General features: G+C 69.9%; 3 protein-coding genes. 1 reads left to right on the top strand and 2 read right to left on the bottom strand.

What is annotated here, in order from left to right; genetic code table 11:
* Positions 1 to 532 precede the first annotated feature (532 nt).
* Positions 533 to 2197 carry an SdrD B-like domain-containing protein gene (locus tag CM1CMNOD_RS06445; protein WP_165440842.1) on the top strand — a complete coding sequence of 555 codons (1665 nt, stop codon included), beginning with the start codon at positions 533 to 535 and terminating at the stop codon, positions 2195 to 2197.
* Here the strand turns inward: CM1CMNOD_RS06445 and CM1CMNOD_RS06440 are convergent.
* The gene (locus tag CM1CMNOD_RS06440; protein WP_013872862.1) at positions 2154 to 3371 is read right to left on the bottom strand and encodes a glycerate kinase; all 1218 of its coding nucleotides are present in this window, start codon (positions 3369 to 3371) and stop codon (positions 2154 to 2156) included. The two genes, CM1CMNOD_RS06445 and CM1CMNOD_RS06440, sit on opposite strands and share 44 nt — an antisense overlap.
* Positions 3372 to 3579: 208 nt before the next feature.
* Positions 3580 to 3889: hypothetical protein (locus CM1CMNOD_RS06435; protein WP_207387470.1), on the bottom strand; the 310-nt coding region annotated here is incomplete at its 5' end.

Here is a 3889-nt window from a genome sequence, read left to right as displayed (position 1 = left end):
CCTCCCTGCCCGCATCCCTGCTCACCTTGGCGCTGAGCCGCCCGCCCCGGCGCCGGCCCGGCATCCCCGTCCCGGCGCCATGCTTGCCCGTCACGACCGAGTCGGTTACCCTTCGTATCGAAATGTATTCGGCACTGCTACGTGTGCCGCTTCCAGGTGTGCCGCTTCCAGGTGCGCCACTGACGGCTCGAGCTTCGGGGGCGACGCGGTGGCCGGATGCGAACCCGTCCTCATATCGAGGGCGACCGAAAGAGCGGAAACAGGCCGATCACTCCCTTTTCGCGGCACGGGCGGGCCGGTTTTCCGGATCACCGCCAGGATCGTCGTCCCCACGATCCTTTTCACAGCCATGATCATGACTGGGCGGCCAGCCGCCGCCGAACCGACCGCAGCCACCACCACACGGCCCGCCCCGTTACCAACCGCTCCGTTACCAATCACCCCGTTGCCAGCTACCGCGTCGCCAGCCACCCCGTCACCAGCCGCCCTGTTACCAACCGCCACTCCCGAGCCGGGTAACACCGCGGACGTGGTGACCTCCCATCTTTCGATCGTCCAGCTCGGCGATTCGTACGCCGCCGGGAACGGTGCGGGCGCCGGCACCTACGACACCGGAAACGGACCACGTGGATGCCACCGTTCGACGGTGAGCTGGGGCGAACAATATGCCCAGTGGCTGCGCGACGAACGTGGATACGACGTCACCTATGTCAACCGGGCGTGCAGCGGCGCCACCACGAACGATCTTCTCAACCCACGCAGGATGGATCAGCACACCTACCGGACCCCACTGCGCGGCGGCGAGACCGCGAACGATCCTGCCGTCTCCGACCGCCTGTCGCGGGACTGCTCGTCCGGGTTCGGGCCGGAGGAAACCGCCGATATCGGCCCGGTCGATGTCACCTACGGCATCGCGTCCGCCGTGTGCACCCGGGTGGTCGCACCGCAGCTCGACGCGGTCGGCGCGGACACCGACCTGGTCCTGCTGACGATCGGCGGCAACGACGTCCAGTTCTCCGACATCGTGTTGCGCTGCTTCGCCTTCGATGTTCCGAAGCTCTTCGGGATACCCGCCGGGGACATCGCCGAATGCGAACGGCTCACCGAGCGGGCAACGGACGACCTCACGGAGGTCCGGAGCCGTCTGGTCACCCTGCTCACCCGCCTGCGGGAGCGGATGCCGCCCGGGGGGCGGGTGGCCCTGGTCACCTACCCGTACCTGTCCAGCCGGGAACACTACCTGCCACCAGGCGCACAGGACGCCCTGAACGGGACGGTCTTCGACCCGTCCGCCGCGGTCCGGGAACTCGGCGACCGCGGGGACGGCATGCAGATCGCCGCCGCGGACACGGTGAACCGCTCGTTGGGTTTCACCGGGCCCTCCGACCCCGCCGCGCACAGCTGCTCGCTGGACGCCCTGCCGGCGGATTCGGTCGGTACGCCGGGCCGTTTCGTCACCGTGGTCGACACCGTCAAATGCCGTTTCGCCGGCCACGAACCGGACCCTGCCGTCGACCAGCGAAATCCGAACCGCTGGATACACGAGTTCCTCGACGGCTTCCTCGCCCTCGACCAGAGCCTGATCTACCATCCGAACAGCGAAGGTCATCGGCAGCTGGCCGATCTGCTCAGACCGTTCGGCGACTTCGGCGCCTCGGCCCGCTCCAGTATCAGCGGCAACGCCTACCTGGACGCCGACCGCGACGGGCGACAGGACGCGGGCGAGTCCGCCGCGCCTGACGTGGCCATCCAACTGACCGGCACGAGCCCGGACGGGACGGCCGTCCTGCGGGAGACCACCACCGACGCGTCCGGAGAATGGGCGTTCGACGACCTTGTGCCAGGCGTGTACGCCGTCCGACAGGACACCTCACGCGGCAGATCCGCCATCCGCGCGATCCTCGACCCGGACACGTTCAGCAACATCGTCCTCGACCGGGTCGGTAGCAGTGCGACCGGGTACACCTTCGCCGTGCAACCGGTCGAATCCGTACGGGCGGTCCAGACCGGGCAGGTCAGGCCGACGGAGAACACCGAGGAGGCCTACGCGATAGCGCAGTCCCTACGCTCCGACCGGACGGGGGGCTCCGGCGGCGCCATCCTTCCATTCGCGGCGTTCGCGGCGCTGCTCGCCGTCGGCATCCCAGCAATGGTCATCTTCCGTCGCCGGCCTCCGTACGATCAGCGGGACGGGTAGCAGCCACGGAACAGGCCGGGCCATCCGGCCAGGACCGATCGATCAGTCGGGGCGCGAGACGGCGCAGCAGGTCAGCTGCCTGGGACAGGCTCACCCGCTCATCCGGTTCCAGCTCGGCGAGGGTGCGCACCGTCGAGAAACCGGCGCCGGTCAGCGCCGCGGGATCCAGCAGCGAGCGTCCCGCCACCGCGACGACCGGTACGCCGGCCGCACGCGCCCGGGCCGCCACCCCGGCCGGGGCCTTCCCACGCAGTGTCTGCTCGTCGAGCGACCCCTCCCCCGTCACCACCAGATCGGCCCCGCGCAGCGCGTCGTCAATACCGACAAGATCGAGTATCAGGTCGATCCCGGGACACAGCCGGGCTCCGAGCAGCGACAGGGCGGCGAAGCCGACACCGCCCGCCGCGCCCGCCCCCGGGGCCCACCGGTGATCGGTTCCGGTCTCGACCGCCACGACCGTCGCCCACCTGGCCAGCGCCCGTTCCAGGAAGGCGACATCGTCCGGTGTGGCACCCTTCTGCGGGCCGTACACGGCAGCGGCGCCGTGCGGGCCCAGCAACGGACTGTCGACGTCGCAGGCGACAACCAGCTCGGTGTCACGCAGCCGCGGCTCCAACCCGGACAGATCGACACCGTCGAGGGCTGCGAGGGCACGCCCGCCCCGGAGACGCTGCTCCACGGGGCCCGCGGGGAGCAGGATGGCACCCAGCGCCTCGACGAGCCCGGCGCCGCCGTCGGTGCTCGCGCTCCCTCCGATACCGAGCACCACCCGCCGGCAGCCGGCACGCACAGCGGCAGCGACCACCTGCCCCGCTCCGTAGCTGGACGCCGTCAGCGGCGCGGGACGCCCGCCCGGCAGCCGGCGCAGGCCGCAGGCATCGGCCAGTTCGACGATCGTGGTGCCGTCGCGCTCGGCGTAGGCCGTGTCGACGAGCTCACCCGTGGGCCCCTCCGCGGTCACCGCGACCCGCCGGTATCCCGCCGACAGCGCGGCCTCGACCGTGCCCTCACCGCCGTCCGCCACCGGAAGGGACACCGTGCGTACATCCGGGCGGGCCACGCGCAGCCCTTCGGTCAACGCCGCGCACACCTCGGCAGCGCTCAACGACCCCTTGAACTTGTCGGGTGCCAGCACAACACGCGTCACACCCGCCAGCCCAGCACGTCGGGACATGCCGCGACCAGTCCCAGCGTCCGGAAGACGCGTGGCACCAGACAGGAAGGGGAGCCGTCCTGAAGCAGGTCAGCCGAGCGCGCGGAAGCGCTCTGTCACCGCCGTGGCGCCCGCGCCGGACTGGCGCGGGCGCCTCCCGGCCCGGGTCCCGCTCGCATCTGGTCGACAGCACTGCCATCACGATCCGTATTTCGATCCGTATTTCCCGTTACATGTAACCGTCGAATGGGAGGCCAAGCGGAAATGTCTGCCCGGTCGCGCCGAACAGGATGAAGAGCGCCGCGACGATCTGACAGTAGCGCGCTCCCCGGCGCAACGACTGTTCCTTTGCCGTCCGCGCTTCGCGGGAAAGAGCCCGAGAAACGAGATCGGCGGCGTGTCGTCGCCCCCAGCATCCGATAACGAAGAAAACGGCAGCGAACGCGAACTGTGCCAGCATCGCGTCGGTCATCTCATCATTCCATATCTGATGGGCGTCGGTCCGTACGGGCGCGGCACCCGTACGGTCGACCATCTGC

It is taken from the genome of Protofrankia symbiont of Coriaria myrtifolia, from assembly GCF_900634755.1.
Classification (GTDB): Bacteria; Actinomycetota; Actinomycetes; order Frankiales; family Frankiaceae; genus Protofrankia; species Protofrankia coriariae.
Note: the sequence above shows the minus strand (reverse complement) of the source record. Positions and strands in the feature narration are given on the sequence as shown.